This window comes from Amycolatopsis roodepoortensis, assembly GCF_024628825.1.
Taxonomy (GTDB): Bacteria; Actinomycetota; Actinomycetes; order Mycobacteriales; family Pseudonocardiaceae; genus Amycolatopsis; species Amycolatopsis roodepoortensis.
This window is the reverse complement of sequence record NZ_CP102415.1, coordinates 8,823,867-8,834,257: the sequence shown is the minus strand read 5'-3', so window position 1 is coordinate 8,834,257 and position 10,391 is coordinate 8,823,867. Positions and strand designations below refer to the sequence as shown.

Here is a 10,391-nt window from a genome sequence, read left to right as displayed (position 1 = left end):
GTGATAAAAGCACTGTCCACAACGGACGCGACCGGGAGTGGCGTTTTCCGCCGAAAAATGCCATCGTCGAACACGTGATCGATATTCCTTATCGCGGCTCCGGCCCCTATTGCTACGCTCATTCCCTCGCGATGATGCTCGGCTCCGATGCGCCGGGAGCCGACGTGCTCGAAACCGTGACCGGCAGCCCCTTCGGCATGCAGCTGATCGGCGGTTCGCTGCCGTTCTTCGACGCCTTCGGCTGGGATCCCGATCTGGGTATCGGCGAGGCCCTCGACGCCCTCGGCTGGCGCGCCGAAACGACGAGCGAGCCGGATCCGGACGCCGCCTTCGCCGGACTCGTCGAAAGCCTCGCCGACGGTCCGGTGCTGCTCGGTCCGGTCGAAATGGGGCATCTGCGCCACCAGCCGGGGATGACCGGCCCGATCGGGGCCGACCATTTCCTGGTCGCGCTCGCCGTGGACGACGAGTCCGTCACCGCCCACGACCCGCAGGGTTACCCGTACGCGCGGATCCCCCGGGCGGATTTCGCCGCCGCCTGGCGCGCCGAAACGGTCGCGTACGGCAAACCGCACACGATGCGGACGAAGTTCGTGCGGCACACCGTCGTCGAGGACGAGGCCGCGATCGTGGCATCACTTCCCAGGGCGATCAGGCGGCTCAGCGGGCAGGAGGACACCGGCCTCCCGCCTGGCACGCTCGGCAACGGCGACGCGGCGCTCGCGCTCGCCGCGCGGATCGGCGACGGCTGCGACCCTGAACTGCGCGGGCTGCTCGTCCATTTCGTGGTCCGCCTCGGTGCCCGGCGGACGGCCGACGCGGCGGCGTGCCTGCGCCGGATCGGCCGCGACGAAGCCGCCGCCGTGCTCACCACGCAGGCCCGGCTGATCGGCTCGTTGCAGTACGACCTCGTCGTCGAGGACGACGCACGCGCCGCCGCGACCCTTCGGACGCTCGCCCCGACCTACGAAGAGCTCAGGCGGGCGCTCGCGTCAACCTGACGATTTCACGGACGATCACCTCGGGTTCGGTCAAGGGGACGTAGTGGCCGGATCGCTCCGCGATGACGTGCCTGCCGCTAGGCGAGAGGGCCACCCGACGGGCGTGTGAGGCGTTCGCCTGGGCCCTCATCCCGGCGGAAAACCCGCTCCCGCCGAGGCCGCCGGACACCACGGTGACCGGGATGTCACCGAGCACCGGCGGATCCTGCCGCCAGACGGCCAGTTCGTCGAGGAAGGTGCGGGCCTGTTCCCGCTGGGTCCGCACCGTCCCGACGGTGAACGCCTCCCGTTCGAGGTCGCGGCTGACGTCGTCCGGAATCCCCTTCAGCAGGCCGCGGAAAAGGAACTTGAGCAGTCCCAGCCGCGCCAGCACGGCGCCGAGCCGGAGCGTGACCCGTTCACCGGTGCGGAAGACGCGGCCGAAGAGGACGTCCGCGGCTTCGTCGGTCGGGTCGACCAGCACCAGCCCGGCGATCCGCTCCGGGCGGCGGGCGGCGGCCTGCCGCACGATCGGCCCGCCGGCGCTGTGCCCGGCGAGGACGTACGGCCCCTGGCCGAAATGGTCGAGGACGTCGTTGAGGTCGTCGGCCATCCGGCGCAGGGTGCGTCCGCCGGGGTCGGGGGCGCTGCGGCCGAGCCCGGACCGGTCGTACACGATCGCGCGGGCGTGCCGGGCGACCTCCGGCTGGACCGCCGCCCAGGACGAGCGGGTGGCGGCGGCTCCCGCTTCGAAAACGACCGTCGGCCCGGTGAAGCCCTCCGGTCCCGGGTGCACCATCGCGTGGAGCCGTCTTCCGTCGCGGGTCACGACCCATTCCGGCTCGCCCTGGGTGTGGGTCATCTCGCGGTGATCCTCCAGCCGGTGGCGTCGATCCGCCGCCGCCAGAAGTCGGCGAAACGTCCTTGCGCCGCCAGGAGTTCTTCGACGGTGCCGTCCTCGGCGATCCGCCCGTCCTCCAGGAAGAGCACCCGGTCCGCGTGCTGGATCCCGGCGATCCGGTGGGTGACGATCACCCGCGTCCTCGGCACGGGGTCGGCGCTGAGCGAGCGGACCACGGCGTCCTCGTTCTCGGTGTCCAGCGCGCTGGTGGCCTCGTCGACCAGCAGCACGGGCGCCGGTTTGAGCAACGCGCGGGCGATGGACACCCGCTGCCGCTCACCGTCGCGGTCACCCCCAGCCGGACCGCGACCGCCTTGACACTGAGCCGGCGCATCCCCAGCTCACGACCGGCACACAGGATGTCGTCCCGCGCGATCGTCGCCGGACGGCCACCGATCTTCGGCATCTCGCCCCCTTTGGAAAGTTACAGGGGGAAACTAAGGGTAGCCTTAGTTAGTGTCAAGGCACGGTTCGGCCGGTGCCGGAAGCTGCCAAGGGGTTGCCGGACCAGGGCCGGGGTGTGTCGCGAAAGCCACTTTCGCAACGTTGAAGGTTACGAAAGTGGCTTTCGCAACGTCTCCGGGTGGGCAGCCACCCCACGGCGAACGTCGCCTGCGCGAGGTGTCGCGAAAGCCACTTTCGGGACATCAGAGGTCGCGAAAGTGGCTTTCGCGACACGCCGCAGGCGAACGAACACCGGCGGGACCGCCGAAGCGGCCCCGCCGGTGCTTCCCTCCCGCCCTGCCGGCGAGCCTCAGTGGGTTCAGAACGTGATGGCGAACCCATCGATCGAGCCGGTGTCGAACCGGTAGACGTCCTGCGCGCTCAGCTTCCAGGTGCCGTTGGCCGCCTCACCGGAGGCGTCGACCGTGAAGGTCTGGTGCACACCGTCGGCCGAGCCGACGCCGCCCGGCTCCTTGAGCCGGTAGGCCTTGCCGCTCGGCCCGATCAGGTCGAGCACGAGGTCCGCGGTGTAGGTGTGCGAGACGTCCACCTTCACCGGCAGCGACGCGGAAGCCCTGCCGTCGCAGCCCTCCTGGGTCACCGAGCTGGTCACCGCCGCCCCGGCGTCCGGAATGGACACCGGCGTGGTGTTCGACTTGACCCCGCATTGCGGGCCGGGGCCACCGCTGCCGATCGAGGAGACGTTCAGCAGCTTGTTCGGCGAGCCGCTGCCCGCGTTCTTGATGACGCCCGCGGTCGCGCCGTTCACCAGCGCGTCCCGCACCTGCTGCGGGGTGGCGCCCGGGTTGGCCGACAGGTACAGCGCGGCCGCGCCGACGACGTGCGGTGTCGCCATGGACGTCCCGCTCATCCCGGCGGTACCACCGTTGCTCGGGCTCAGCGACGTGATGTTCGTGCCGGGCGCGAAGATGTCGGTGCAGCTCCCGTAGTTGGAGAACGAGGACCGGTTGTCCGAGGAATCCGAGGCGTTGACCGTGATCGCCTCGGGCACCCGGGCCGGGCTGGTGTTGCAGGCGTCGGTGGAGGCGTTGCCCGCCGCCACGCCGTAGACGACGCCCGACGCGATCGACCGCTTCACCGCGTCGTCCCCCACCCCGGGGGCGTCCATGGTCAGGCTCATGTTCGCCACGGCGGGCTTCCGCGCGTTGGCCGTCACCCAGTCGACGGCGTCGATGATGCCCGAGTCCGGCCCGGAGTTGTTGCAGCCCAGCACCTTCAGCCCGACGATCTTGACCTTCTTCGCGACGCCGTAGGTCTTGCTGCCGATCGTGCCCGCCGTGTGACTGCCGTGCCCGTGGCAGTCTTTCCCGTCACCGCCCATGAAATCCTTGCCAAGGCTGGCGCGGCCTTCGTACTCCGGGTTGGACGGGTTGATGCCACTGTCGAGGTCGTACGCGGTGACACCCGCGCCCTCGTTGGGGTAGGTGTAGGACTTGTCGAGCGGAAGGTTCTTCTGGTCGACCCGGTCCAGGCCCCACGTCGGGTTCGGCTGGGTGCCGGTGCCGCGCGCGGTGCCGTCCTCGTACACCGCCTTGACCGACGGGTCGGCGGCCAGCTTCCGTGCTTCCTTGGGTGTCATGCTCTTGGCCGAAAAGCCGCGGACGGCCGACGTCCAGACCGAACGCACCTCGCCGCCGTACCGCTTCGCCAGATCGGCCGACGCCGACTGCCCCGCGGCGGCGACGTCATGGAGAACGACGATGTACTGGTCGCCGTAGTGCTCCTTGGCCGGGATCACGACGCCTTCGGCCTCGGCGGCGACGGCCGTCCCGGCCCCGAGCGCGAGCAGCGGGCTCAGCAGGCCGAGCGCCAGCAGGGTTTTCGTCTTGTCACGCATGGGAAGTCCCCTCTGTTTCGACGAAGATCACTGGACGGTGAGGGTGTACGTGGTGGTCGCGGTCTTGCCGCCGCCGTCCTTGGCGGTCACCGTGACCGGATACGTGCCCGGCTGGAACGGCGCGAAGACCTGCATGGTCGAACTGCCGCCGCTCGACACGCTCTGCGGCGAGAAGAACGGGTTGATCGGCAACCCGGATCCGCTGGCGGACAACGTGATCGAGCCGGTTCCGCCGGTCGCGGTGACGGTCGCGCTCACCAGTGAACCCGCGCGTCCGGATCCCGAAGACGGGTTCACGGTCACTTTCAGATCGCCGGCGGGAGGTTCGCCGGCGCCGACGGTGAGCGACAGGCCCGCGGTCGCCGTTTCGGTGGTTCCCTTTCCGGAAATCGTGACCTGGTAAGCCTTTTCCGGAGTGCCGGATGCGGTCTCGATGGTCAGTTTCGCCACCTCGCCCGCCTTGATCGTGGCGGGCTGGAACGTGGCTTTGGCCCCCTCGGGCAGGCCCGACGCCGACAGCGTGATGTTTTCGGCGCCGTTCTTGCCCGGCTTGCTCGTGACGCTCGCCGACACGTACTTGCCCGGCAGTACCTTCACGGACGAAGGCGAAGCCGCGAGGGTGAAGACGTCGCCCGGCTGTTCGCCGCCGATCTGCTGGGCGACCCAGTCCCCCATCTCGTTGTTGAGCCTGCTGTAGACGCTGTACCAGCGGAAGTCGCTGCGGCTCCACGAAGCGACGCCGACGACCTTCCCGTCGACGACGAACGGGCCGCCGCTGTCACCGGGGAGGATGGTCTTGCGGCCGTCGGAGTAGCCGGCGCAGATCATCGTCTTCGGGTCGACGCCGTTCTCCACGCCGGTGCACTGGCTCGCGTTCACGATCGGCAGGGTCAGCTTGTGCAGCGTGACGTCCTGAGTGGAGTCGTTGATGTCCTTCTTGCCGTAGCCGAGGCTGAACCCGTCCTTGCCAGGCGTCTCCAGACCGGTGTCCGCGGAGGTGGCGACCTTCGCGTAGCCGCCGGGCGGGACCGGGATGTCGCCGTCGACGGTGATCACCGCGACGTCGTAGCCGTACCAGGGCTGGGTGAACTTGGGATGGATCTTGTAGTCGACGGCCTTCAGCTGGGTTCCGCCCGCGCTCTTCAGGTCGTCCAGTCCATAAAGGACACTCTTCTCGCCTGCCAGTTCCTTGCAGTGGGCGGCGACCAGCACCTTCCGGGGCGCGATGACGGAGCCGGAGCAGCTCTGCCCCTTCGGCCGGGAGCCGCCTTCCCGCAGGGCGGCGATGGCGTACGGGTAGTCCTTCACCGACGCGGGCGAACCGCCGATGCTCTGGCCGTGGACGCCACCGGTCGGCAAGGGCGCGGCGTCGGTCGGGGTGATGGCGCGAAGAGGGTCCGCCGGCGCCGCACCGGCGAGACCCGCCGCCGGCGCCAGCGCGGCCAAGGTCAGGGCGACCACGCCCAAGATCCGTTTTCTGCTCACGGTGATTCCTTTCGAGGAAAACGCGACTGCCCGACAACTGTCGATCGGCGGCGGAAACGGAACAATAGTGGAATACGGCGATCGCCCCACTATTTAAAGAAACCACTCCTGACCAGCGGTTTCTTAAGCCTTACCCAGCGAACCGACGAATACGTGCCCTTAGGTAATGTCGCCGAGCAGGTCGGCGGTCAGGACGGTACGTGAAGGCAGCCCCAATTTCCGGAGCGCCCGTCCGACGTGGATTTCGACCGTCCTCGGCGACAGGAACAGCCGCTCGCCGATCTCCCGGTTCGTGAGGTTCTGGGCCGCGAGCCTGGCGACTTCGAGCTCTCTCGGCGACAACGCTTCGCCGTAGCCCTTGCGGCCACGTCGGGGCATCTCCGGATCGCATCGCCGCAGCGACCGGCGGCAGCGAAGCGCGTCCACAGCGGCGCCGAGACCCGCGTACGTCGTCTCCGCGGTGGTGAAGGAAGCCACGGCGCGCTCCTGCGCTCCGGCTTCGGAGAAGCAACCGGCCGCGAGTTCGTCGGCGTAGGCGGCGAAATACGGGAGCGGTAGCGCGCTGTAGGCCTGCGCGGCTCCGAGCAGCAGCTCCGCGGCGGGAAGCGTTTCGCCGCGCGCCTGGGTGAGCATGCCCCGGCACAGCAGCGCCGACGCGTTCGCGACCGGGGCGTCCTTGCCGTCGATGCCCTGCCGGTACTCGGCGAGCAGCTCCCGCGCCTCGACGTGCTGCCCGAGCCCGAGCATCGTGCGCACCGCGAACGGCATCAGCTCGGCCGCCCAGACCCAGTTGTTCTTGCGGCGCACGGTCTCCAAGCCGAAGTCGGCCAGGCGCCGGGCCGCTTGCAGATCCTTGCCCGCCTGGTGGACCGCGACGCGGCCCGCGTACGCCGAAGCCTGCACCGGGACACTGCCCGCGGAAAGCGCGAACGCCGCGTCGAAACTGCGCAGGGCCGCCGTCGGCCGGTGCTGCCCGTACTCGTACCAGCCGAGCACGAGCAACGGCTCGGCCGCCAGCGAACCGTCCTTGTCGACCCGCGTCAGCATCGCGCGCGCCTTCTCCGCGACACTCGCCCACTCCCCCATCGCGAGATCCAGGCGCAGTTCCGTGCCGTCGGCGAGCGCGTCGAGATAGGGCTGATGGTCGTCGCGGATCAGCCGCCGCGCCGTCGTGAGGTAGGCCCGCGCCACCGGGTAGTGCCCGTTCCACGCCACCGCGTCGGCCAGATTGATGTAGGTGCGGGCCACCTGGCGGCAGACCTCCGCCGACTCCGGTGCCCTCGGCAGATCCGCGATCTCCTGCCAGGCGGCCGGATCGGCGATCTGCATACGCGCCGAAAGCCGGTTCGCGGTGATCGCGGCGAGCAACCCGGCGTCGTGCTCCCCCTTGCTGACCTGTTCGGCCTCGGCGAGCCAGCGGAGGTTCTCCTCCACCGGGACGGTGCCGATATGCGGCAGCGCCAGGGTGACCAGCCCTCTGGCGAGCAGCGCCTGCCGCCTGCCGAGATCGGCCGCGCCCAGTTCGATCTCGAGCCTGCCCGCCTCGACCTTGCCGACCTGGTTGATCAGCACCTGCCCGAGGTGGACGCGGATCTCGCCCCGCGCGGCCTTGCTCAGCGGCCATTCGCGCAGGATCTCGCGCAGCAGCCGGACCGTGCCGGCGTGCGCGATACTGCGCGGCAGTTCCCTGCCGAGCCGGACGGCGAACGATTCGCGCGCGGTCCGCGGGAGATCCGTGTCCCGTAAGGCCGCTTCGAGCAGGCGGCTCGCTTCCTCGGTGCGGCCGTCTTCGATGGCGTTGTCGACCGCGACGCCGGTCCACTGTGTCCACGCGGCGATGTCGCCTGCCAGCCGTGCGTGACGGGCGATGAGGGATGCGAAAGGTTCCGCGCTCGCGGCGAGGCGGGCGGCGGCTCGTCCGTGCATCGCGCACCGCTGAGGTCCGGCCAACAACGCGTAGACCGCTTCGGCGATCAGCGGACTCCCCGAGACGTAGCGGCCGCGGTCGAGATCCCGCAGCAGCCCCGCCTCCACCGCTTCGGTGATCGCACCGGCGACCTCCGCTGACGCGCCGGCGACCGCGCCCAGATCCTGTTCCCCCGCGGGCGATCCCAGTACCGCCGCCGCGCGGATGACGTCCTGTGCGGCCGGGCCGATCGCCGCCATCAGCTCGGAAACCCGGCTCCGCACGGTAGGCGGCACCGTCGCCGAGGCCAGCTTGTCCGCCGAAAGGGATTCGGCCGTGTCACCGACGCTCTGGACCAACGCCGTCAGGTCGACGGCGATCCCGGACGTCCGCCGGTGCGCCGCTTCGGCGACATCCGGTGCGCAGCGGCCGAAGGACGCGTCCAGCAGCGTCCGCACCTGGACGGCGGTGAACGCCGGGAGCGAGAGTTGCGCGGCGGTCTCGCGCGGCGCCGGGAATCGCCGCGGCCCGCACGCCGCCGTGCTCACCACCACGCTCAGCCCCGCGGCCGGGGACGCCGCGAGCCCGCGCACGAACTCCCTCGTGTCGTCGTCCGCGCAGTGGACGTCGTCGAGCACCAGCACCGCCGGACCGCAGCCGGCCAGCACTTCGCGCACGGCTCGGAACTCCTGCTGCCGGACGGTCTCGGCGTCCGCGTTCTCCGGGAACGGCGGCAGCCACGGGGACCATTCGGGGATCAGCCGCCGGAGGACCCCGGTCACCGGTGAGAAGCCCGCCGCGTGGGCGGCGGCCATCGCGCTCCTGGCGAGCAGCGCGTCGACCAACGGCGCCAGCCGGCACGGCCGCGCGAACGAACCGCACCGGGCGGACCAGACCACGCGCGTCGCGATCCCGGGATGGGCGGCCAGTTCTTCGAGCAGCCGGCTCCGGCCCACCCCCGGCTCGCCCTCGACGACGGCGACCGACGGCGGGCGCGTGGCGACGCGCACCAGTTCGGCCAATTCGGCGTCGCGGGCCACGAACACCGGTGCCGTACCGATCGTCGGCATGCCCGGGACCATACCGAGAGGACACCCGCCGAAAGGCGGGAACACGAACAGTGACCAAGAGCCGCGCGCTTTCCGCTGGTCCACACCAGCGGAGTCACGACCTCACCGCGCCGTTAACTCGAACGGTCGACGCCGACCTGCGGTGACACCGACCCTCGCATCGGCAATACGGACCCTTAGGTATTGCCGCGAACCTTGCCACGAGACCACCGGAGGGTGAATCTCAGACCGTTCGCAGTGCCCCTCTGTCACTTCGCCACAGCGCAGACCCCCTGCTCGCGCCGGTCGGCCACTCGTTCGGGTAGCCGGAGTCCCCACCTGATCCCTTACGGGTAGCCGCCCGCGCGTGCTTCGCGTTCGATCATCCAGTTAGGAGTGTTCCGACGGTGAAAACCTCGTTCAGGCGCGGGCTGGCCACGGCCTGCGCCGGTGTCGCCGCGCTGGTCGCCCTGCAGGCGCCCGCCACCGCGGCACCCGCCATCACGGCGGCCACCACGATCCCGATCAGGATGCAGGCACAGGAGAAGAGCAACTGGTGCTGGGACGCCAGTGGCAACACGATCGCCGCGTGGTGGGGGCATTCCCTCACCCAGACGAAGTTCTGCCAGATCGCGCACAACGAGTCCGGAACGGACTGCGCGAACAACCAGGGCTACCTGAGCGATCAGCAGCGGGTGTTCCGCTGGCTGGGGTTCAGCAACGTCGGCACCTACAGCTCGTCCGGCCAGACGCTGAGCTTCGCCTCCATCAAGGGCCAGGTCGACGCGCGGCAGCCGATCGGCACCCGGATCGGCTGGCGTAACGGTGGCGGCCACATGCACGTGCTCTACGGCTACGACAACACGAACGGCGCGACGACGGTGTACTACGGCGACCCGTGGGGTTCGAGCCCCCGCTACAACCAGATGAGCTACAACGCCTACCGGTCCAACAACTCGTTCACCTGGACCCACACCGTCTACGGGATCAAGGACTGAAACCATGAAGCGAACCTTCCTCGGCGCCACGATCCTCGCTCTCGGACTGTCACTGGCACTCGGCGGCCAGGCCTCCGCCGCCGACGGCCCCAGCGGCGCGCCCACCGCCGCCGACCTCGCCGCGGTGTCCACAGTGGTCACCAGTGACGCGACCACCCAGCGGCTCGCCAAAGCGCAGTTCCCGGGCGCCGCCAAGGCGGACACGGCGATCGCGGCCAGGACCGCCAAGGCCGATCCGCGGTCACCGGTGGCGGTGTACCAGCCGACCGCCGCCTTCATCGCCGGCACTTCCTCCGTCCCGGCCGAGCTCGCCTACGTCGCCACGCCCGCCACCCTGGGCAATGGCGACGCCGCCACCGTGTGGTCGCAGCGCGAAGGCACGGGCTGGTCGGTCTACAACGTCGCCTCGGGTGACGTCGAAAAGCGCCTCGCGGCGCGGGTCGGCAAGGGCTACCTCCTGAGCGAACCTCAGGCGGGCGCCTGGTACGCCGTCGACGGGGACACCGTGACCGTCCTCGACGGCTCGTCGGTGGCGAAGACCGGCGAGACGATGACACTCGCCGCGTACCGCGAAGCCCTGCAGAGCCGCTACGGCGACAAGCTGCCCGGCTCGACCTACGACCGCACCGGCGCCGCCGGTGGTTACGGTTCCGCCCCGGTGGGCGACAACGAGGTTCCGTGGTGGCCGTACGCGCTCGGCGCGGTCTTCCTCGCCGCCGCGGGCGCTGCCGTCACGATGCGGCTTCGCAAGCAGTAAGCGTCAAGGGTGC

General features: G+C 70.1%; 8 protein-coding genes. 3 read left to right on the top strand and 5 right to left on the bottom strand.

The annotated features are described in order from the left end of the window. Positions 1-74 precede the first annotated feature (74 nt). The gene (locus NQK81_RS42390; RefSeq protein ID WP_257485990.1) at positions 75-1,001 is read left to right on the top strand and encodes a YobF C-terminal domain-containing protein; all 927 of its coding nucleotides are present in this window, start codon (positions 75-77) and stop codon (positions 999-1,001) included. Here NQK81_RS42390 and NQK81_RS42385 read toward each other — a convergent pair. The 5 genes from NQK81_RS42385 to NQK81_RS42365 form a co-directional block, all read right to left on the bottom strand. Continuing rightward, the gene (locus NQK81_RS42385) at positions 976-1,842 is read right to left on the bottom strand and encodes an alpha/beta fold hydrolase (protein WP_257485989.1); all 867 of its coding nucleotides are present in this window, start codon (positions 1,840-1,842) and stop codon (positions 976-978) included. The two genes, NQK81_RS42390 and NQK81_RS42385, sit on opposite strands and share 26 nt — an antisense overlap. Continuing rightward, complete coding sequence (locus tag NQK81_RS42380) at positions 1,839-2,147, bottom strand: hypothetical protein (protein ID WP_306856016.1); 309 nt, start codon at positions 2,145-2,147, stop codon at positions 1,839-1,841. Before NQK81_RS42380 ends, NQK81_RS42385 begins: the two co-directional genes overlap by 4 nt. Positions 2,148-2,644: 497 nt before the next feature. Further along, positions 2,645-4,183 carry a S8 family serine peptidase gene (locus NQK81_RS42375; RefSeq protein ID WP_257485988.1) on the bottom strand — a complete coding sequence of 513 codons (1,539 nt, stop codon included), beginning with the start codon at positions 4,181-4,183 and terminating at the stop codon, positions 2,645-2,647. A gap of 27 nt (positions 4,184-4,210) precedes the next feature. Beyond that, positions 4,211-5,668 carry a S1 family serine peptidase gene (locus NQK81_RS42370; protein ID WP_257485987.1) on the bottom strand — a complete coding sequence of 486 codons (1,458 nt, stop codon included), beginning with the start codon at positions 5,666-5,668 and terminating at the stop codon, positions 4,211-4,213. Between the two features lie 159 nt (positions 5,669-5,827). Beyond that, positions 5,828-8,644, bottom strand: a complete 2,817-nt coding sequence (locus tag NQK81_RS42365) for a LuxR C-terminal-related transcriptional regulator (protein WP_257485986.1) — start codon at positions 8,642-8,644, stop codon at positions 5,828-5,830. Positions 8,645-9,030: 386 nt separating this feature from the next. Between NQK81_RS42365 and NQK81_RS42360 the strand changes: the two genes are divergently transcribed. Then, positions 9,031-9,621: a papain-like cysteine protease family protein gene (locus NQK81_RS42360; protein ID WP_126734369.1), complete on the top strand. Its 591-nt coding sequence runs from the start codon at positions 9,031-9,033 to the stop codon at positions 9,619-9,621. 4 nt (positions 9,622-9,625) lie between these two features. Continuing rightward, on the top strand, positions 9,626-10,378 hold the full coding sequence (locus NQK81_RS42355; protein WP_257485985.1) for a hypothetical protein: 753 nt from the start codon (positions 9,626-9,628) through the stop codon (positions 10,376-10,378). Positions 10,379-10,391 lie beyond the last annotated feature (13 nt).

What these genes read in the sequence shown, in the direction of transcription:
- NQK81_RS42365 (WP_257485986.1), bottom strand. Translation starts at nt 8,644, where the DNA reads ATGCCGACGATCGGTACGGCACCGGTGTTCGTGGCCCGCGACGCCGAA.
- NQK81_RS42355 (WP_257485985.1), top strand. Translation starts at nt 9,626, where the DNA reads ATGAAGCGAACCTTCCTCGGCGCCACGATCCTCGCTCTCGGACTGTCA.
- NQK81_RS42375 (WP_257485988.1), bottom strand. Translation starts at nt 4,183, where the DNA reads ATGCGTGACAAGACGAAAACCCTGCTGGCGCTCGGCCTGCTGAGCCCG.
- NQK81_RS42385 (WP_257485989.1), bottom strand. Translation starts at nt 1,842, where the DNA reads ATGACCCACACCCAGGGCGAGCCGGAATGGGTCGTGACCCGCGACGGA.